The following is an 18,601-nucleotide window of genomic DNA, read 5'->3' on the forward strand; positions in this document are numbered from 1 at the left end:
GACACTCATCACCAGGTTCATTCAGAGGGTTCCCACATGCTATGGAAAAAAGGCCGACGCAGCGACAACGTGGTGGATGCGCGGGGCGACGACGTTGGCAGTGGTGGCGGCGGCGGAATGCGTTTCGGCGGTGGCAAGGGCCTGAGCCTGACGGCCATCATCCTGATCGTCGGCATCGGCTGGATCACCAGCCAGGACCCGCTGCAAATCCTCGGGCAACTGGTCGGGCAGATGGATCAAACGTCGGCCCCGGCCACCACGCAAACCCGCCAGGCGCCCCCGGCCAACGATGAGCAGGCGGAATTCGTGGCGCGCATCCTCGGTGACACCGAAGACACCTGGGGCCAGATCTTCCAGCAGGCCGGCCGCCAATACTCGGCCCCCAAGCTGATGCTGTTCAGCGGTCGGGTGAACTCGGGCTGCGGTGGCGCATCCTCGGCGACCGGTCCGTTCTATTGCCCGGCCGATCAACGGGTTTACCTGGACATGAGTTTCTTCAAGGACATGTCCCAGCGCTTTGGCGCCGCCGGCGACTTCGCGCAGGCCTATGTGATCGCTCACGAAGTGGGCCATCACGTGCAGACCTTGCTCGGCGTGTCGGCGAAAATCCAGGCCGCGCGTCAGCAAGGTCAACGCATGGAAGGCGACGGCGGCTTGCTGGTGCGCCAGGAATTGCAGGCCGATTGCCTGGCCGGGGTCTGGGCCAACAATGCACAAAAACGCCTGAACTGGCTGGAGCCGGGTGACATCGAAGAAGCCCTGAACGCGGCCAATGCCATCGGCGATGACCGCTTGCAGCAACAGGGTCAGGGCCGCGTGGTGCCAGACTCGTTCACCCACGGCACCTCCGCGCAACGGGTGCGCTGGTTCAAGGCCGGGTTCGCCCAGGGCCAGGTCGGCCAGTGCGATACCTTTGCGGCAAAGAGCCTGTAAATGACCCGTCAACGGCTGGCGCTGCTCGGTCTGCTGATCGTCTGCACTGCCAGTCAGGCCGCCGAGCGCGGGGTCAAGGTCATCAGCCCCGGACGGCTGGACCTGGGTGCCGGCGAAATGGCGGTCGGCGTCAGCCAGGCTTCACCGCAGATCCTGCGCGTGTTGATCGTGATTCACGGTCGGCTGCGCAACGCGGAAAGTTATCGCCAAAGTGCCGAAACCGCTGCTGAACACGCCGGACAAAGCGCCACCACCCTGGTGATCGCGCCGCAGTTTCTCAACGAAGCCGATGTTGCGCGCCATCACTTGCCCGACAGCGTACTGCGCTGGCAGGGCAATGACTGGATGGCAGGCGCGCCGTCCACCGGTCCGAACCCGCTGAGCTCCTACGCGGTGCTCGACAAGATTCTGGAACGCCTGAGCGACCGTCAGCAGTTTCCCGCCCTGAAAGAAATCGTCATCGCCGGTCACTCTGGTGGCGCACAAGTGGTGCAACGCTATGCGCTGCTCGAACACGACGTACCAAGCCTGAAAACCGCCGGCATTGCCTTGCGTTTTGTGGTCGCCAACCCGTCCTCGTACGCGTACTTCGATGCGCAGCGGCCAACGGCGTTCGATGTCGCGACGTGCCCCGGTTTCAATGACTGGAAATACGGTCTGGAGAAACTGCCGGACTACGCCGACGGGCAAACACCGCAACAACTGGAGCGAGCTTACATTCAGCGCGATGTCACCTACTTGCTGGGCCGAAGAGACATCAACCCCCATCACCCGGCCCTGGACAGAAGCTGCGCCGCCGAGACGCAGGGCGCGTATCGGCTGATTCGTGGGCACAACTATTTCGACTATTTGCAGCAACGCCATCCCGAAGGGTTGAATCAGCGGCTGATCGAAGTGCCCGGCATCGGGCATGACGGGAACCGGATGTTCACCTCGCCCGAGGGGCAGAAGGCGTTGTTCCAGTAGTGCTAAACAAGTGTGGCGAGGGAGCTTGCTCCCGCTGGGTTGCGAAGCGACCCCGAAACCGGTCACCGCGGATTATCAGGCACAACGCATTCGCTGGTTTACGACGGCTGCGCCGTCGAGCGGGAGCAAGCTCCCTCGCCACAAAGGTCATCTCAAGCCAACAGCATCTGCCGCAGCGCCACACAATCCTGCGCATGCCAGTCAGTCAGTTCCGGCCATGGATTGTCCGGCAGGTTCACCAGCACCGTCCGCGCCCCCGCCGCCCGACCGCAGTCCAGGTCAAAACGATAATCGCCGACCATCACCAACTCGCTCGGAGCCACGTCCCAGGCCTCGGCCAGTTTCAACAAACCGCCGGGATGGGGCTTGGGCGGTGCGTCGTCACGGCCCAGCACGTCATCCTGCGCAAAGCAGTCTGCCAGGCCAATCGCCTCCAGCGTGATATGCGCCAGTTCACGTGCATTGCGCGTCAGGATGCCGAGGCGATAACCACGTCCGGCCAGTTCACGCACCAACTCCACCGCGCCAGGGGCCGGCATTGAACCGAGCGCCAGATCGCGTTCATGTTCCAGCAGCCAAGCGTGCTTGGCCGCTGCTTCGTCGGCGGGCAACGCCGCGAGGTGAGTGAGGATGTCGTGCTCGGCGGGGATCGCCAGCGCTTCGCGGATCGCCGCGAAATCGTGTACGGCCACCGTCAGCGTGCCGTCCATGTCAAACACCCAGTGCCGTACTTCAGAGAGACTCATGCCCAATCCTTGCGATGACGAATCAAACCTTCCTGAGTGACCGACGCCACCAGTTTCCCGGCGCGGTTAAACACGCTGCCACGGGAAAAACCGCGCGAGTTGCCGGCCCATGGGCTGTCCATCGCATACAGCAACCAGTCATCGGCGCGCAGGTCGGCGTGGAACCACAACGCGTGATCGAGGCTGGCGACCTGCATGTCTTTCTGCCAGACCGACTTGCCGTGCGGCAGCATCGAGGTGGTCAGCAAACCGAAATCCGAGGCGTAGGCCAACAGGTATTTGTGCAGCGCTGGCGAATCGGCCAGTGCACCGTCGGCGCGAAACCACACGTACTTGATCGGGTCGGCCGGTTGCGGGTTGTAAGGGTCTTTTTCGGTCACCGGGCGCACTTCGATCGGCTTGGGGCACAGCAGCTTTTCGCGCATGTGTTCCGGGATCAGGTGCGCGCGTTGCCGGGTGATTTCCAGTTCCGAGGGCAGGTTTTCCGGGCCCACCACCTGCGGCATTACGCTCTGGTGCTCGAAACCTTCTTCGTCATACTGGAACGACGCACTGCAGGTAAAAATCGGGTTGCCCTTCTGAATCGCAGTCACGCGGCGAGTGCTGAAACTGCCGCCATCGCGCACTCGGTCCACTTGATACACCACGGGTAACGCAGCGTCGCCGGGACGCAGGAAATAGCCATGCATCGAATGCACATGGCGCGCTTCCTCGACGGTCTGGCTGGCCGCGGAAAGGGACTGGCCCAACACCTGGCCGCCGAACAACTGGCGAAAACCCAGGTCCTGGCTGCGACCGCGAAACAGGTTTTCCTCGATCGCTTCCAGGGTCAGCAAGTCGACCAGGTCTTCCAACACTTGGCTCATTCAGACGCTCCTCACACAGGCTATACCGCGCAGTCTGAGCTGCGGCGGTTAATTCAGATTCAGGCTCGGACCCACAATGGGCACATTGTAAACATCCCGCCCAGCTTATCCATGCAAGGTTTCCAGCCACTGTTCACGGGTGATGCGGTACAGCACGTGGTGACGCAACGGATTATCGGCCCCGACCTTGGGGTGTTCAAAATCCGCCGAGGGGTCGTAATGCATGCCGATGGCCTGCATGACTTTCTGTGACGGCAAGTTGGCCTCGGTGGTAAAGGCCACGACCTCGTCCAGCGCCAGTCGGTCAAAGCCGCAGCGCAGAGCGGTCCAGGCCGCTTCACTGGCGTAACCCAGGCCCCAATGCTCGCGTGCCAGGCGCCAGCCGATTTCCACGGCTGGGGTAAAAGCCCCCTCGAAACCGACATGCAACAAACCGGTCAGACCGATGAAAGCGCCGGTGTCTTTGCGCTGCAACGCCCAAAAACCAAAACCATGCTCGGCAAAATGACCGCGCATTCGCCCGATCAATGCCGCGCTGTCCAGGCGACTCAGGAGCGCCGGAAAGTAACGCATGACCTGCGGGTCAGCGCACATCGCTGCAAACTCCGGCAGATCCTCATCACGCCACTGGCGCATCAACAACCGCGCGCTTTCGAGTTCCAGTATTGGCTCCATCGGGCCCCTCCGTTTCCATGCCACAAGTCTACATCGCTGGTAGGATCCTTCACTTATTCCTACATACCTTCCTAGATAAATCTGCCATGCCGCTGCCGCTGATCTACCACGAAGACTACAGCCCCGAGTTCCCGGCGGAGCACCGCTTCCCCATGGACAAGTTCCGCCTGCTGCGCGATCACCTGGTGGACAGCGGCCTGACCCAGGACCGCGCCTTGCTGCGTCCGGAACTCTGCCCGGCAGACATCCTGGCCCTGGCCCACGCCCCGGACTACATCGAGCGTTACATGGGCGGCGAGTTGTCCCGCGAGGACCAGCGGCGCCTCGGTCTGCCCTGGAGCGAAGCCCTGGCCCGGCGTACCGTGCGCGCGGTCGGCGGTTCACTGCTGGCCGCCGAGCAGGCGCTGGAACACGGAGTGGCCTGTCACCTGGCGGGCGGCACCCATCACGCTCACTACGATCACCCGGCCGGTTTTTGCATCTTCAACGACCTGGCGGTGATCAGCCATTACCTGCTGGAAAGCGGCCGGGTCGGGCGGGTGCTGATCTTCGACTGCGACGTGCACCAGGGCGACGGGACGGCACGCATTCTGGAACATACCCCGGACGCCGTGACGGTTTCCCTGCACTGCGAAAAGAACTTTCCCGCACGCAAAGCCACAAGCGATTGGGACATCCCACTGCCAATGGGCATGGGCGATGAGGCGTACCTGAAGGTGGTCGATGACGCGCTGAACTATCTGCTGCCGCTCTACCAGCCCGATCTGGTGCTGTATGACGCGGGCGTCGATGTGCACAAAGACGATGCACTGGGTTACCTGAAACTGACCGACCAAGGCGTCGCCGCCCGCGATGAAAGCGTGCTGCGCCATTGCCTGGGGCGCGATATTCCGGTGGTCGGGGTGATCGGCGGCGGCTACAGCAAGGACCGCAAGGCCCTGGCGCGGCGCCATGGCATTCTCCATCACAGCGCGCAACGGGTCTGGCAGTCATCCGGTTGTCATTGAGGTGTGAGTGCTTTACCCACAATGCCTGTGGAACGGCCTGTGGATAACCTGAGCGAAAGGCCCTACAGGCCACAGCGTGTGTAGCCTGCAAGCCACTGGGTGTTTTTTAACCAGCAAAGAGCTTCGCGGGCAAATCGGGTACACCCCGGTTGTACTGTTAGAATGCCCGCCCTCTTCCGCCATACCGCAGCGCACGCCATGACCCAGTCCACCGCCCCTCTCCCTCACCACATCGCCATCATCGGTGGCGGCCCCGCCGGCCTGATGGCGGCCGAGGTGTTGAGCCAGGCCGGGGTCAAGGTCGATCTGTACGACGGCATGCCGTCAGTGGGGCGCAAGTTCCTGCTGGCCGGCGTCGGCGGCATGAACATCACCCACTCCGAAGCCTACCCGGCGTTCCTGTCGCGCTACGCCGAGCGCGCTCCGCAGATCGCCCCGTTGCTGCGAGCATTCGGGGCCGACGCCTTGTGCCAATGGATTCATGAGCTGGGTATCGAAACCTTTGTCGGCAGCTCTGGCCGGGTATTTCCTACCGACATGAAAGCCGCCCCTCTGCTCCGCGCCTGGCTCAAACGCCTGCGCGAGGCCGGCGTAGTTATCCACACCCGCCACCGTTGGCTGGGCTGGAACGCCGACGGCAGCCTGCGCATCGACAGCCCCGAGGGTGAACAATCCCTGCGCGCTGACGCCGTGCTGCTGGCGCTGGGCGGCGGCAGTTGGTCGCGCCTGGGCTCGGACGGCACGTGGATGCTTTCGCTTGCACAACGCGGTGTGGCATTGGCGCCGTTGCAACCGAGCAACTGTGGGTTTGAAGTGCAGGCCTGGAGCGAATTGATGGTCAGCAAATTCGCCGGCGCCCCGCTGAAAAACATCGCCATCGGGCTTAATCACGATGTGCCGCGACTGAGCGAGTGCGTGATCACGGCCACCGGTATCGAAGGCAGTCTGATTTATGCGTTGTCGGCGCCGATCCGCGAGGCCATCAACCACACCGGTTCAGCGACCCTTCACCTCGACCTGCTGCCCGGCAAGCCTGTGGATAAAATCCAGGCAGCGCTGAGCAAACCCCGCGGTTCGCGCTCCATGGCCAAACACCTGCACAGCCAACTCGGTATCGACGGCGTGAAAGCCGCGTTGCTGCGTGAACTGACGCCGGCCGAAACCTTCAGCGACCCGTTGTTGCTGGCCAACGCCATCAAGGCCTTGCCCCTGACACTGGTCAACACCCGCCCACTGGACGAAGCCATCAGCAGCGCCGGTGGCGTGACGTTCGAAGCGATGAATGAACAACTGATGCTCAAGCAGCTTCCCGGCGTGTTCTGCGCAGGGGAAATGCTCGACTGGGAAGCGCCGACGGGCGGCTACTTGCTGACCGCGTGTTTCGCCAGCGGGCGCGCGGCAGGGTTGGGGATGGTGGAGTGGTTGAAGCGCGGGATGTGATTCGTAATCTTCCAGATCCACCCCTCCCCCCAAAGGGGCGAGGGAGCAGATCTCCATGCCTTTCAAAAGCTGAGTTCGACTCGGACTTTCAGGTCGATATAACTCGAAAGAACACCACCGTCAGTCCCCTCTCCCCTCAGGGGAGAGGGTTAGGCGAGGGGGGAATCGCAAGCCGATCACACAATCAAGGCTTACGCTTACGCGGCCCGGTGTTGAACACCGGCACTTTGCGCACAGCCTTGACCGGCACATCCGCGACGGTCTCGCCGCTGTCTACCCATTTGCCCAGGTTGCGCTTGCCGCCACCGGAGGCTTTGGGCTTCTTCGGTTTTTTCGGTTTCTTGATCACCTGGCCGCTGGCGTCGGTATCCGGCACACGGTGCTCCGGTTCGAAGTCTTGCTCCATGTGACGGGTCAAGGTCTGACGGGTCAGCATCTCGATGGCCGACAGCAAATTCACTTCATCGGCGCACACCAGCGAAATCGCCTCACCGGTCGCGCCCGCACGGCCGGTACGGCCGATACGGTGGATGTAGTCCTCGGCGACGATCGGCAGGTCGAAGTTCACCACCAACGGCAGGTCTTCGATGTCCAGCCCACGGGCCGCGACGTCAGTGGCCACCAGAATCTGCACCTCACTGGCCTTGAAACGGTCCAGTGCGCGCTGGCGCGTGGCTTGCGGCTTGTCGCCGTGGATGCCGTCGGCGTTCACGCCCAGGCCCTGAAGCTTCTCCACCAAGGCGTCCACGCCGTTGCGGGTCTTGGCGAACACCAGCACCTGCTTCCACTTGCCCTTGCGCATCAAGTGAACGAACAGCTCGGGCTTGCGCTTCTTGTCGACCGTGTACACCCATTGCTTGACGGTGTTGGCGGCCACGTTGCGCGGGCTGACTTCGATGCTCAGCGGATCATTGAGCATTTTCCCGGCCAGCTCGCGGATCGCGTCGGAGAAGGTCGCGGAGAACAACAGCGTCTGACGCTGCTTGGGGAGCACCTTGTAGATGTTCCCCAGCTCTTCGGAAAAGCCCAGGTCGAGCATGCGGTCGGCTTCGTCCAGCACCAGGGTCTGCAACTGGTTGAACTTCAGCGCGTTCTGACGGAACAGGTCCAGCAGACGACCGGGCGTGGCCACCAGCAGGTCGACGCCTTTGCGCAGTTTCATCATTTGCGGGTTGATGCTGACGCCGCCGTACACCGCGTAGGTACTCAGCGGCAGGTTCTCGGCGTACTGGCGCACACTTTCGTGAACCTGCTCGGCCAGTTCGCGGGTTGGCACCAGGATCAGCGCACGCACCGAGTTACTGGTGACTTTCGGCCCTTCCATGGCCAGCAACTGCAACAGCGGCACCGCGAAACCGGCGGTCTTGCCGGTGCCGGTCTGGGCCGCAGCCATCAGGTCGCGACCGGCCAGCACCGCCGGAATGGCTTGCGTCTGCACCGGGGTCGGCGTCTGGTAACCGAGCGTCTCAAGGGCGCGCAGCAAGGGTTCGATCAGGCCAAGAGTGGCGAAAGTCATGGGAATACCGTAGGAGAAATCAGCGCAAGTGTGCAATGGCGCGCAGTTTACCCTAATTCACACGGGATTCTGTCGGCACCAGGGCGGCTGGCCGCTCAGGAGCACGTCGCCACTGCGGCAAGCCGATCAGCACCACGGCGCTGATGATCACCGTCATCGCCATCGCCTCTTCCCAGCCAATGGTTTCACCGGCAAATACGATCCCCAACAACACCGCCACCGCCGGGTTGACGTAGGCATAACTGGTGGCCGCCGCCGGGCGAACGTTTTTCAGCAAGTACATGTAGGCGTTGAACGCGACGATCGAGCCGAACACCACCAGGTACATCAGCGCCACCCAGCCTTCGAGCGGCGGCATGCTGTGCAGGCGCTCGCCAGACAACGCGCTGCCGATCATCAGCACCACGCCGCCCACGAGCATTTCGGCGGCACTGGCCATCGCCCCTTGTGGCAACGGCAAGTGCTTGCTCCACACCGAACCGAAGGCCCAGGCCGCCGCAGCGAAAATCAGCAACACCGCACCCAACGGGCTCGATTGCAGGTTGGAACCGAGGTTGAGCATGGCGATGCCAATCAACCCGAGCACAATCCCCGCCCACTCCAGACGGGTATTACGCGCGCCCCAGAAATATCCACAGAGCAAGGTAAACAGCGGCACCGTCGCCACCGCCAATGCCGCCACGCCGGAAGCCACACCCGAGTGCTCGGCGACCGTCACCGCGCCATTGCCACAACTGAGCAGCAACACGCCGATGGCCGCGGCGGCTTTCCACTGCGGCCAGGTCGGCGCCGGGACTCCACGCCAGCGCAGAAAGGCGTACATCAGGCTCCCCGCAAGGATGAAACGCACGCCCCCGAGCATCAGCGGCGGCCAATATGCCACGCCGATGCGAATCACCAGGTAGGTCGATCCCCAGATCACATACAGCGCAAAGAAGGCACCCATCAACGGTAACGGGAAACGGCGAAGGCCAGGCATGGGGACGCTCTACGACAGGACAAGTGGAGCATTATTCTAGAAAGCCGACTGACAGAACTTAAGTTACAAAACCTGTTTATAAGGCCCGTACACTTTTCAAAACATGGAGATCACCGTTATAAACCGTGCTTTCAAAAGCCTGCTACTTCAGGAGCCTGTTTATGGACAAATACGATCGCATGCTGCTCAGTGCCCTGCTGGAAAACGGTCGGGCGTCCTACGCCGAACTGGCACGCAAGGTGAACCTCTCGGCCCCGGCCGTCGCCGAGCGCGTGGCGAAACTTGAGTCCAGCGGGGTGATCACCGGCTACCAGGCCACCGTCGACATGAGCAAAATCGGCCTGCCGATCCAGTGTGTGATCGAGTTGCGCCTGGCCCTGCACGGTAACCAGAAGGCGTACGACGAACTGGCCAGCATCCCCCAGATCACTGAATGCCATCGGGTCACCGGCGACCCGTGCGTGATCATCCGGGCGGCGGTCGGTTCGATGACCGAGCTTGAGGACCTGATCAACCGCGTGGCGCGGTTCGGCTCCAGCAAGACGTCGATTGTGCTTTCCAGCGCCATCGAACGGCGCGTGCCGTTGGGGCAGTTGGAAGGGAACGGGAAGTAGACACCGGGCGGCGATCCGACGCGAGCGGTTGTCCGTCACCTCTCTAGCGGATGTGCCGCCGTCTTCGCGAGCAAGCCCGCTCCCACACTCAACCTACGCTGTCTTCAGAAACCGCGATGGCGCTTGAGGTGTTCGTTGATTTTTGCCGCGGGTACTTTCTGCAAGCTGCACAGCACGTCGTGGGACAACTCGCGCAGACCGTGTTTGTGCCGCAGTTCCTCGGCCAGATAGGCCGTCAGGTTCGCCGCCATCTCCGCATCGGCCATGGCCCGGTGAGCCTGGCCGGTGTGGGGCAGTTTTGCGAAGGTGGTGAGGGTGCCGAGTTTGTGGTTCGGCGCGGCCGGCATCAGGCGACGGGCCAGCAGCAGCGAGCAGGCAAAGTTCTGCAAGCGGGTGCGTTTGATCCGCCCCAGCTCAAAGTCCCAGAACTTCTGGTCGAACGCCGCATTATGCGCGAGCAATGGAGTGCAGCCGACGAATTCGTTGACCTCGTTCATCACCGTTTCGGCCGAAGGCGCGGTGCGCAGCATGGCGTTGCTGATGCCGGTCAGTTGCTCGATGAACACCGGCACTCGCACGCCCGCGTTCATCAGGCTTTGGTAACGCTCGACGATGCGCCCCTGTTCAAGAATCACCACGGCGATTTCCGTGGCCCGGCAACTGCTGCTCGGGGAGATCCCGGTGGTTTCAAAGTCGATGACGGCTATGCGTTCCAAACGTGTTCCTACTGGTAAAAATCAGTTTTTAAGCAGCAACGCGCCTTCGATCGGCACGTAGCGCGTCGCTGCGCGAATCAATGAGTTGGCGGTGAGCCCCGGCACGCCATAGGCGACCGCTTCCACCCCGTGCTTGCTGATGATGCGCTCCAGCAACATGTCGAAATCACCGTCACCGGAAGCCAGCACCACTTCGTCGACGTGATCGGCGGCGTCCATGATGTCGAGGGTAATGCCCACGTCCCAGTCGCCCTTGGCCGAGCCGTCGCTGCGCTGGATGTACGGCTTGAGTTTCACGGTAAAGCCTAAGTTGCGCAGGATCTGCTGGAACTGCTGCTGTTTGCTGTCGCCGCGATCAATTGCGTAGGCGTAGGCCTCGACGATCTGCCCGCGCTGACTGATGTCAGCCCACAGGGCGGCGTAATTGAAATGGCAGCCATAGGCCTGGCGCACAGTGTAATAGAGGTTCTGGACATCGGCGAACACCGCGATCTTCTTCACCGCAAATCCTCATGGCGCACACTAGCGCAGGCGATTGATCAGACCCGAGGCCTGAAAAGTCGCCCAGTATGCCAGTCAGAAGGATTTTTCCGCGAATAATCAGTCCGGGACGCTACAACGCCCCGGACGAATGGTGCACTGCACACAGGAATCGTCGTCATGGTAATTCGATATTGCTGAAGTCGCCCTGGTCGTGCCTGCCGGGCGCTGGCTGTTACAGATTGTTTCAACGAGCTTTACCGAACGTTTACGTTTGCTCGACTGACGGTCGCATCGGTTAGAGTGTCGACATAGTTTGTTACTTGTGATCGCTGCCGATGAATCCGCTAGATGTCCTCCGCGACTCCTTTTATTTCTTCCAGCGCAACCTGAGCCGGATCGTCACCCTGTGCCTGCCGCTGGTGGTGCTCGAAGCGCTGCTCCAGCAACTGCTCGGCCATGCCGTGGAGCCGGACGCTTTTCCCGGCTACAGCCTGATTGTCGAGTTGCTGGTGTATCCGCTGTACACCGGCGCGCTGATTCTGTTCCTCGACGCCCGCAGCCGGGGTGAATCCCCCGCAACCCTCGACCTGCTGGCCATGTCCGTGACGTTGTGGCCACGCCTGGCCGTGCTGGTCGCCATCAACAGCATGCTGCTTCGCGTGGGCCTGTCGCTGTACTTTCTGCCGGGGGTCTGGCTGATGGTGATGCTGGCCTTCACCGAGTACCTGCTGGTGTTGCGGAGCCTGGAGCCACTGGACGCCATCAAGCAGAGTTTTCAACTGACCAAGGGGCACTTCCTGCGGATTCTGGTGTGCATGCTCTGCGTGATGGTGCCGTTGTGGGTGTTCAAGGGCACCAGCGTGACGGTCTACGCCGAACTGCAGAACCCGGTGCTGTCATTGCTGATGGACAGCGCCTACCGCTTTTTGCAATTGTTCCTCAGCGTGGTGCTGTATCGCCTGTATATGTTGATTTGCGAAAAGCCCGACACGCCTGACAGTACGGCCTGAGCGCTCTACCCTTGGGGTCTGCCCGGCTCTGGGCTATGCTCGGGGTCAAATTTGTAACGCCATAAGCCGAGCCATGACCCGTCTACTGCGCTACACCCTGCCAAGCCTGCTGATCTTCGTCGGCCTGCTGTTTGCCGTGGTCTACAGCCTGACCTGGCGCCCCGACACCAAGGAAATACTGCCGGTCAGTTGCCGCGCCGAGGCGCCCACCCTGGTGCCCGGCCAGGCATTGAAGGTGATGACCTGGAACGTCCAGTACCTGGCCGGCAAGCGCTACGTATTCTGGAACGACCTGGCCAACGGCACCGACGAACGCCCGACCCTGGAGGACATGGCCTTCAGCCTCGACGAAGTGGCGCGGGTGGTCCGTGACGAAAAACCGGACATTGTCCTGCTTCAGGAACTCGACGATGGCGCCAAGGCCAGCGACTATCAGGACCAGCTCACACTGCTCCAGGAACGCCTGAGCGACCTCTACCCGTGCAGCACCCACGCGTTTGACTGGAAAGCCGACTTCGTCCCGAACCCGCATATCTTCGGCAGCGTCGGCCGGCAACTGGCAACCCTGAGCCGCTACCAGATCGAACACGCCGAACGCCTGCAATTGCCGCAAGCCCCGGCCAACCTTGTCCGCCGACAGTTCCAGCCTCGGGAGGCCCTGCTCGTCAGTTACTTGCCATTGAGCGATGGCGGGCAGATCGCCGTGCTGAACACCCATCTGGACCGGGCGACGCAACCGGACGACACCCTGCAATCCCAGGTGGAAGCCGTCGCCAAGGTGATCGACAAATTCGAAGGGCGCGGCACGCCGTGGCTGATCGGCGGGGATTTCAACCTGCTGCCGCTGGGTCAGTACCAACGCCTGGCGCCGGAGCAACGCACGCCCTACTCGCCCGACAGCGCGCTGCACCTGCTGTGGGACAAGTACCCGATGATCCCGACCAACAACGAAGCCAGCGGTATCGACCGCGCAGACTGGCTCACCCACTACCCCAACGACCCCACCCTCAATGGCCCGGACCGCACGGTCGACTATCTGTTTTACAGCCCACGGATCAAACGGGTGGAAGCCGAAGTGCGGCAGGACGATACCTTGCGCATCTCCGATCACTTGCCGGTGATTGCGCGGTTTCTACTGCCGGCCGCCCCCTGAAGCAATGAACAACCTGTGGCGAGGGGGCTTGCCCCCGTCCGGCTGCGAAGCAGTCGTAAACCGGCAGATGCGTTCTCTCTGATGCAATACGACCATCGATTTTAGGGCCGCTTCGCGACCCAACGGGGGCAAGCCCCCTCGCCACAGGATTGGTGTCAGCCGTTCCACACTACAGGGCCCGTTTACTTGCGGGGTTTCGCCCGCGCCGTTGCCTCGGCCACCAGTGGATCATCCGGCCAGTAGTGTTTCGGGTAGCGCCCCTTCAAATCCTTCTTCACCTCGGCATAAGTACTGCGCCAGAAGTTCGCCAGGTCCTGCGTCACTTGCACCGGGCGCCGTGCCGGTGAGAGCAAGTGCAACTTGACCACTTGCCGCCCACCGGCAATACGCGGGGTTTCGGCCAGGCCGAACAACTCCTGCAAACGCACCGCGAGAATCGGCGGCTGTTCGCTGTAGTCCAGGCGAATCGAGGAGCCCGACGGCACGCTCAAATGATGCGGCGCCTGCTCGTCGAGGCGTTGCGGCAAAGGCCACGGCAGCAGGTTATGCACGATGCTCGACAGGTCCAGGTTGGCAAAGTGGCTCAAGCGCGACACCCGTCCCAGGTACGGCATCAGCCAATGTTCAAGGCTGACGAGCAGTGTGGCGTCGCTGACGTCCGGCCATTCACTGTGCTCCTGTTTGCTCAAGTCGAGCTGACGCAGGAGTGCCACCCGCGCCTGCCATTGCCGCAGCTCCGGGGTCCAGGGCAGCAACTCCAGGCCTTTGCGCCGCACCAGGTTGACCAGCGCCTGACTGCGCGCTGCCTCATCCAGACCGGTCAACGGCTCGCGGCTGAGCACCAGTTCGCCGACCTTACGCTGACGCTCGGCCCGCAGCACGCCTTCGCGTTCGTCCCAATCGAGCTGATCGACGCAACGCACTTGCTCCGCCAACACCGAGTCGAACAGCGCCGGATCAAAATCCGCCGCCAGATAAATACGTTCTTCCCGCTGGCCCTGACGACTGCCCAAATCGGCGATCACCAGCCAGGGTTGTTTCATCAGGCTGTCGGCTTCAGCGAACAATGCCGCGCGACCGTTGGCCAGCCGATACTCTGCCCCACCGGCGCGGCGCTGCTGGGCCACGCGGTCGGGATAGGCCAGCGCCAGCAAGGCGCCGAGCCAGCGCGGATGATCCGGATCACTGACCGGTGCCTCGGCTTTGCCCCGCAGGTAGCCGCGATACTGTCGGGCCAACTGCCGCGCCCGCTGCACGCCACCCTGAGCGCCACGCGCAGCGCGCTCTTCGCCGGACAGCAGCACCAGACGACTGTGCAGGTCCGCACCGGCACCGCGCAAAATGTCTCGCTCACCGAGCAGCGCCGCCACATCGCAGGCCATGTTCGCCAGCCCCAGTGCCTGCCCACGCAACAACAAATGCGCGATACGCGGATGGGCCGGCAGCTCGGCCATGGCCTGGCCGTGACGGGTCAGCGTGCAGTCCTCGGGGGATTTGCCTTCACGTGCGCCCAGTCGATCGAGCAAATCCTGCGCCTGTGCATAAGCGGCCGCCGGCGGCACATCGAGCCACACCAGTTGCCCGGGTGTCACGCCCCACCGCCCGAGCTGCAGGGCCAGACCGGCAAGGTCCGCCGAAAGGATTTCCGCGCTGGCGTAGGCCGCCAGTTGTTCGTGCTGATCCTGCGACCACAACCGATAACACACCCCCGGCTCCAGCCGCCCCGCACGGCCGGCGCGCTGGGTAGCGCTGGCCCGGGAGATGCGCTGGGTGTCGAGACGGGTCATGCCGCTGCCGGGATCGAAGCGCGGCACCCGCGCCAACCCGGCGTCGATCACCACCCGCACGCCGTCGATGGTCAAACTGGTTTCGGCAATGTTGGTGGCCAGCACCACTTTGCGTTGGCCGGGCGGCGCCGGTTCGATGGCCGCACGTTGCGCTGCGAGGTCGAGTTCGCCATGCAACGGGCAGAGCAGCACGTCAGCGCGCTCCCCCAAGGCGTCGGCCAACTGTTGATGCACGCGACGGATTTCCGCCTGACCAGGCAGGAACACCAACAGGCTGCCGCTTTCATCATTCAAGGCTTCCAGCACGGTTTGCACCAGACGCGGCTCGATGAACTCACCCGGCTGAAACGGCCGGCCCCAGCGCATCGTCACCGGGTACATGCGGCCTTCGCTGCGCAGGATCGGCGCGTCATTGAGCAAACCGGCCAGGCGCTCGCCTTCCAGGGTCGCCGACATCAGCAGGATTTTCAGCGGCTGGTCATCGCGAAACAGCTCACGGCCATTCAGGCTCAGGGCCAGCGCCAGGTCGGCATCCAGACTACGCTCGTGGTATTCGTCAAAAATCAGCAGGCCCACGCCGTCCAACGCAGGGTCATCCTGCAAGCGGCGCGTGAGGATGCCTTCGGTGACCACTTCGATGCGGGTGTTCGGCCCGACCTTGCTGTCGAGGCGAATCCGGTAGCCGACCGTTTCACCGACCTTTTCGCCCAGCTCGCTGGCCAGCCGTTCGGCCGCCGCCCGCGCCGCCAGCCGACGCGGTTCCAGCATGAGGATGGTTTGCCCGGCCAGCCACGGCTCATTCAACATCGCCAGAGGCACGCGGGTGGTTTTACCGGCACCGGGCGGTGCTTCCAGCACGGCTTCGTGGCGTGTCGCCAGGGCGTCACGCAAGGCAGGTAAAACTTCATCAATCGGCAAAGAAATCATGCTGGCTCCACAGGGCGTGCCCAGAGTAAATAGCGCAACGCGTTGGATGTGTGGGTGTGCCAGGCAAGGCGCGGGACGCTGGCAAGGGTCGTTTCCTTGCCAAGTCCCGCAACGCAGCATGGTGCACCCACACATCCAACCCGAAGGGCCGAACCCCGAAAACAGTCATTCGCCGTCATGCGTTGTCGATCTGGAAACACCAAACATCAATCCTCACATAGTCTTACCAGGGTGAGGCGCGACCGCAATTTACTCTGGGCACGCCCTGCCGGCGCGAGTATAACGGCGAACTGCCTAGCATTAGTGACGGTCCTAATTCAGACCGACGACGATTCGTTTCAAGTTTTACTCAGGAGATTTTCCATGCGTGCTCCCTTTCGCCTGATGGGCGGTGTACTGGTTGCGACCCTGCTGACCCAAGTGACCGCGTGCGGTTCGATTTTCTACCCCGACCGCCGTGGCCAGATCGACGGCAAGATCGACCCGGCGATTGCCGTGCTCGATGCCGTGGGCCTGCTGTTTTATGTGATTCCGGGGCTGATCGCATTTGCCGTGGACTTCACCACCGGGGCGATTTACTTCGAACCGGGCAAGACCGCGCAGGTGGCGCCCGAGAAACTTCAGCAAGCCATCGGGGCCGACGGCCAGGTCGATAACCACAAGCTGCAGGCTATTCTCGAAAGTGAACTGGGCCGCGACTTCCCGCTGGATGACCCCCGCCTGATCCAGCACAAGGGCAGCGCTCAACAATTGGCCCTGCTGGGCCTGCAACCCACCATTTGATGCCTGACAACGAGGAAACACCGTCGCAATGACCACCAGCCCGGAACACGCTCGCCTGCTACGCCTGGCCACCCGCGCCTCGGTGGCCGTGGCAACCACGCTGATTGTTGCCAAGGCCATCGCCTGGTGGCTGAGCGGATCGGTGAGCATGCTCGCCGGGCTGACGGATTCGGCGCTCGACGGCGTGACCTCGTTGCTCAACCTGCTGGCGGTGCATTACGCATTGCGCCCGGCCGATGAGGATCACCGCTATGGCCACGGCAAGGCGGAATCCTTGTCGGGCATGGCGCAGGCGCTGTTCATCGGTGGCAGTGCGGTGCTGATCGCGTTCCAGGCGTTCGAACGCTTGAAGCATCCGGAGCCTGTGGGCGCGCCATTGATCAGTATCGGGGTCATTGTTTTTTCCCTCGCACTGACCCTGGCCCTGCTGACATTGCAGCATCGGGTTATCCGTGAAACCGGCTCCAACGCCGTGCGGGCCGACTCGCTGCATTACCGTTCGGACATGCTGCTCAACGGCAGCATTCTGGTGGCGTTGGTGCTGGCCAGTTTCGGCTGGCATCAGCTGGATGCGTGGTTTGGTCTGGGGATCGCCGTGTACATTCTCTGGAGCGCGATTCAGATCGCTCGCGAGAGTTTTGCGGTGTTGATGGATGAAGAACTGCCGCCCGACGTCAGCCGGCACATGCTCGAACTGGCGTGCAGCGTGCCGGGCGTACTCGGTGCCCACGACCTGCGCACGCGGATATCCGGCAGCCACTGGTTCGTGCAGTTACACCTGGAGTTGCCGGGGGAACTCACGCTGTTGGTGGCCCACGGCATCAGCGATCAAGCCGCCGATGCCATTCATGCCGTCTACCCGCGAGCCGAAGTGCTGGTGCACGCCGACCCGAAGGAAGTGGTGAAGGCCGCGCGGGATCAGTAACTCACTTGATACCCACGTGAGCTCAGGCAACTGCCCTGCGCCTGACGGTAGGCCTGGACCACCGAAGGATCGGGCTGATACGTCACCGTCCGCGGGTCAAACCCGCTCTGCTGGACCGCCCAGCGATAGCAGTCGTAACCGTCCTGATTAACCTGCTCCGGTGACTGCCCGTTGGCGGGATACGCCACGACGTCGTAACCGTTACCGGTCGGTTCAGGGGCGGGATTACTCACTGGCGGCTCGACCACGACGTATTGCTGGGTACTCTCCTCATAGGTGTAGTACGCCCCCGCTGCCAGGAACATCAGCGCACCGCCAATCCAGACTTCACGTGCGTAGTCAGGCAGGTAACTCACCCGAATCCCGCGAGGCGGTTGGACTATCACATAGCGCGGGCCTTGCGGGCGATACCAGTAGCCACCGGAAAAGAAGTAATCCTGCCCACGGTACGGCACGCGGTAGTTGCGATCGGGGAAGCGGTCGACAACGTAACCCGGCCGGTACTGCGGGCCGGGGCCCCAACCATTGCCATGACCGTCCGGGCGTCCCGGCCAGCGATGATCTTCGTAGCCTGGACGTGGGCCGCCAGTGTGCCAGTTGGGGTTGTAATCGTTACGCCGTGGAATGTCCTTGTAATAGCCACGCTGCGGCTCCTGGGTCTGGCGCACGGTATCGGGGCGACCCTGGATCGGCAGGTTATTGCTCGGCGCAGGTGCAGGCGCGGGTCGGCCCTGGCCATTCGGATCGTGGGGCGGACGGCTCTGCCAGTCGCCGCCCTGATGCTGGCCGTTGTGTTCGAACTGGCGGCTGTTATCGCCGCGAATGATCTCGTTTTGTGGCCGTGGCTGATTATTCTGCGGGCGCGGTGGCGTGTTTTCCGGCCGCTGTGGCGTGTTGGCGGGGTGGCCTTCAGGTCCATGCTCACGCTCATGCTGACCGCCGCCATTGCCCCCATTGTGTTGCGAAGCGTGATGGGGATCTTGCTGCTCGTTCTCGGCCAGCAACTGCGCGCTGACACTCATGCAAAGCAAACCAACACCTGCCAGACGCCAGATGCGCGACTTCATGCTATTCC

18 protein-coding genes are annotated in these 18,601 nt (G+C 62.6%); 9 read left to right on the forward strand and 9 right to left on the reverse strand.

Features of this window, described 5'->3' with window-relative positions:
* The first annotated feature begins 36 nt into the window (after positions 1-36).
* Together AABM54_RS22515 and AABM54_RS22520 are read left to right on the forward strand one after the other, a co-directional pair.
* Positions 37-933 carry a neutral zinc metallopeptidase gene (locus AABM54_RS22515; protein ID WP_347902154.1) on the forward strand — a complete coding sequence of 299 codons (897 nt, stop codon included), beginning with the start codon at positions 37-39 and terminating at the stop codon, positions 931-933.
* Positions 934-1,899 (forward strand): alpha/beta hydrolase, encoded by a 966-nt coding sequence (locus AABM54_RS22520; protein WP_347902155.1) that lies wholly within the window; start codon positions 934-936, stop codon positions 1,897-1,899.
* 152 nt (positions 1,900-2,051) lie between these two features.
* On the opposite strand, the gene AABM54_RS22525 is transcribed toward AABM54_RS22520, so the two are convergent.
* From AABM54_RS22525 to AABM54_RS22535, 3 genes are all read right to left on the reverse strand, one after another.
* Positions 2,052-2,645, reverse strand: coding sequence for an HAD family hydrolase (locus tag AABM54_RS22525; protein WP_347902156.1), 594 nt, complete (start codon positions 2,643-2,645; stop codon positions 2,052-2,054).
* Positions 2,642-3,511, reverse strand: a complete 870-nt coding sequence (gene tesB / locus AABM54_RS22530) for an acyl-CoA thioesterase II (RefSeq protein ID WP_347902157.1) — start codon at positions 3,509-3,511, stop codon at positions 2,642-2,644. The genes AABM54_RS22525 and tesB overlap by 4 nt, the downstream gene beginning before the upstream one ends.
* Before the next feature lie 105 nt (positions 3,512-3,616).
* Complete coding sequence (locus AABM54_RS22535) at positions 3,617-4,186, reverse strand: GNAT family N-acetyltransferase (protein WP_347902158.1); 570 nt, start codon at positions 4,184-4,186, stop codon at positions 3,617-3,619.
* Positions 4,187-4,272: 86 nt separating this feature from the next.
* On the opposite strand from AABM54_RS22535, the gene AABM54_RS22540 reads away from it, so the two are divergent.
* Both AABM54_RS22540 and AABM54_RS22545 read left to right on the forward strand, forming a co-directional pair.
* Complete coding sequence (locus AABM54_RS22540) at positions 4,273-5,193, forward strand: histone deacetylase (protein ID WP_347902159.1); 921 nt, start codon at positions 4,273-4,275, stop codon at positions 5,191-5,193.
* Between the two features lie 198 nt (positions 5,194-5,391).
* Positions 5,392-6,633: a TIGR03862 family flavoprotein gene (locus tag AABM54_RS22545; protein ID WP_347902160.1), complete on the forward strand. Its 1,242-nt coding sequence runs from the start codon at positions 5,392-5,394 to the stop codon at positions 6,631-6,633.
* Between the two features lie 184 nt (positions 6,634-6,817).
* Here AABM54_RS22545 and AABM54_RS22550 read toward each other — a convergent pair whose 3' ends face one another.
* Together AABM54_RS22550 and yedA are read right to left on the reverse strand one after the other, a co-directional pair.
* On the reverse strand, positions 6,818-8,149 hold the full coding sequence (locus tag AABM54_RS22550) for a DEAD/DEAH box helicase (protein WP_347902162.1): 1,332 nt from the start codon (positions 8,147-8,149) through the stop codon (positions 6,818-6,820).
* Positions 8,150-8,201: 52 nt separating this feature from the next.
* Positions 8,202-9,128 (reverse strand): drug/metabolite exporter YedA, encoded by a 927-nt coding sequence (gene yedA, locus AABM54_RS22555; protein WP_347902163.1) that lies wholly within the window; start codon positions 9,126-9,128, stop codon positions 8,202-8,204.
* A 161-nt stretch (positions 9,129-9,289) separates the two neighbouring features.
* Here yedA and AABM54_RS22560 point away from each other — a divergent pair, with 161 nt between their 5' ends.
* The gene (locus AABM54_RS22560; RefSeq protein ID WP_347902164.1) at positions 9,290-9,742 is read left to right on the forward strand and encodes an Lrp/AsnC family transcriptional regulator; all 453 of its coding nucleotides are present in this window, start codon (positions 9,290-9,292) and stop codon (positions 9,740-9,742) included.
* A 104-nt stretch (positions 9,743-9,846) separates the two neighbouring features.
* Here AABM54_RS22560 and AABM54_RS22565 read toward each other — a convergent pair whose 3' ends face one another.
* Together AABM54_RS22565 and AABM54_RS22570 are read right to left on the reverse strand one after the other, a co-directional pair.
* Positions 9,847-10,458, reverse strand: coding sequence for a 3'-5' exonuclease (locus AABM54_RS22565; protein WP_347902165.1), 612 nt, complete (start codon positions 10,456-10,458; stop codon positions 9,847-9,849).
* A 21-nt stretch (positions 10,459-10,479) separates the two neighbouring features.
* Positions 10,480-10,959: an NYN domain-containing protein gene (locus AABM54_RS22570; protein ID WP_347902172.1), complete on the reverse strand. Its 480-nt coding sequence runs from the start codon at positions 10,957-10,959 to the stop codon at positions 10,480-10,482.
* Positions 10,960-11,276: 317 nt separating this feature from the next.
* Here AABM54_RS22570 and AABM54_RS22575 point away from each other — a divergent pair, with 317 nt between their 5' ends.
* Both AABM54_RS22575 and AABM54_RS22580 read left to right on the forward strand, forming a co-directional pair.
* On the forward strand, positions 11,277-11,951 hold the full coding sequence (locus tag AABM54_RS22575; protein WP_347902173.1) for a YciC family protein: 675 nt from the start codon (positions 11,277-11,279) through the stop codon (positions 11,949-11,951).
* A gap of 73 nt (positions 11,952-12,024) precedes the next feature.
* Complete coding sequence (locus AABM54_RS22580) at positions 12,025-13,104, forward strand: endonuclease/exonuclease/phosphatase family protein (RefSeq protein ID WP_347902174.1); 1,080 nt, start codon at positions 12,025-12,027, stop codon at positions 13,102-13,104.
* Between the two features lie 182 nt (positions 13,105-13,286).
* Here AABM54_RS22580 and hrpB read toward each other — a convergent pair whose 3' ends face one another.
* Positions 13,287-15,818 carry an ATP-dependent helicase HrpB gene (gene hrpB, locus AABM54_RS22585; RefSeq protein ID WP_347902175.1) on the reverse strand — a complete coding sequence of 844 codons (2,532 nt, stop codon included), beginning with the start codon at positions 15,816-15,818 and terminating at the stop codon, positions 13,287-13,289.
* A gap of 363 nt (positions 15,819-16,181) precedes the next feature.
* Between hrpB and AABM54_RS22590 the strand changes: the two genes are divergently transcribed.
* Both AABM54_RS22590 and AABM54_RS22595 read left to right on the forward strand, forming a co-directional pair.
* Entirely contained in the window at positions 16,182-16,601 is a 420-nt protein-coding gene (locus AABM54_RS22590) for a polyribonucleotide nucleotidyltransferase (protein ID WP_347902176.1), read from the forward strand.
* A 28-nt stretch (positions 16,602-16,629) separates the two neighbouring features.
* Complete coding sequence (locus tag AABM54_RS22595; protein WP_347902177.1) at positions 16,630-17,526, forward strand: cation diffusion facilitator family transporter; 897 nt, start codon at positions 16,630-16,632, stop codon at positions 17,524-17,526.
* Here the strand turns inward: AABM54_RS22595 and AABM54_RS22600 are convergent.
* Positions 17,520-18,593, reverse strand: a complete 1,074-nt coding sequence (locus AABM54_RS22600; protein ID WP_347902178.1) for a DUF6515 family protein — start codon at positions 18,591-18,593, stop codon at positions 17,520-17,522. The two genes, AABM54_RS22595 and AABM54_RS22600, sit on opposite strands and share 7 nt — an antisense overlap.
* Positions 18,594-18,601: the final 8 nt, after the last annotated feature.

This window comes from Pseudomonas purpurea (genome assembly GCF_039908635.1).
In the GTDB taxonomy this organism is placed as follows: domain Bacteria; phylum Pseudomonadota; class Gammaproteobacteria; order Pseudomonadales; family Pseudomonadaceae; genus Aquipseudomonas; species Aquipseudomonas purpurea.